Source organism: Acetobacter tropicalis (genome assembly GCF_001580915.1).
GTDB classification, from domain to species: domain Bacteria; phylum Pseudomonadota; class Alphaproteobacteria; order Acetobacterales; family Acetobacteraceae; genus Acetobacter; species Acetobacter tropicalis.
The window spans coordinates 1-734 of record NZ_LHZQ01000022.1 but is presented as its reverse complement, the minus strand read 5'-3'; the positions used below and the strand labels follow the sequence as shown (position 1 = coordinate 734).

Here is a 734-nt window from a genome sequence, read left to right as displayed (position 1 = left end):
TGGGGCTGGCATAGGTAAGCATTGTTGACGACGGTTCACGCGGGCAGTTTAGCCCATTGAGTGAGGATTTTCAGGAGTTTTGCAGGTGAGCGGATGTTGAAACGCCACTCGCACTCAGCCAGGAAGAGATGGAAGTCTTTACGTGGTATTCCATTGTATCGCCGCAGATGCCGCTTCGCCTGGCTCCAGAAATTCTCGATGCCGTTGATATGGTTTCTGCCCAGGGCAAGATGCCTGCTGTGATCAATGCGTTCGTGATGGAATTCCGAGACATCCAGCTTGTCGTAAGCATGCCAGGAATCGCTGTAAACGATTGAATCGGGCTGGACTTTCTTTCGAATGATCGACATCAGCGTCTGATGTCCGGCATTGGGGATCATGACGGCATGGACACGGCCATGCCGTTTCAGCAGGCCGAAGACGGCCACTTTCCCGGCAGCGCCCCGACCTCGTTTTCCTTTGCGATGCCCACCGAAATAGCTCTCATCGACTTCGATTTCACCCGAGACCGGCGCCTCATGAGCAATCTGTTCTGCGATGATCTCTCGTAGTTTCCGGTAATACAGGGTCGCTGTATTACGATTGACGCCTACAAGTTCGGCGGCGCTCCGGGCGGGCGTGCCCGCAACGAAGTGCTCCAGAAGGCGCTTTTGGATGCTGACAGGCAGCCGACTGCGACGACGTGCTTTCATGCGACATATCAAGCCTTTATTCGCTTACCTATGCCAGCCCCA

The 734-nt window shown here is 54.8% G+C and carries 1 protein-coding gene; it reads right to left on the bottom strand.

The features are described 5' to 3' along the window. Nucleotides 1–35: 35 nt before the first annotated feature. Nucleotides 36–692: an IS1595 family transposase gene (locus tag AD944_RS00115; RefSeq protein ID WP_045543135.1), complete on the bottom strand. Its 657-nt coding sequence runs from the start codon at nt 690–692 to the stop codon at nt 36–38. Nucleotides 693–734 lie beyond the last annotated feature (42 nt).

Bases quoted from the DNA above. Each gene is read 5' to 3' on its own strand.
- AD944_RS00115 (WP_045543135.1), bottom strand. From the start codon at position 692: ATGAAAGCACGTCGTCGCAGTCGGCTGCCTGTCAGCATCCAAAAGCGC.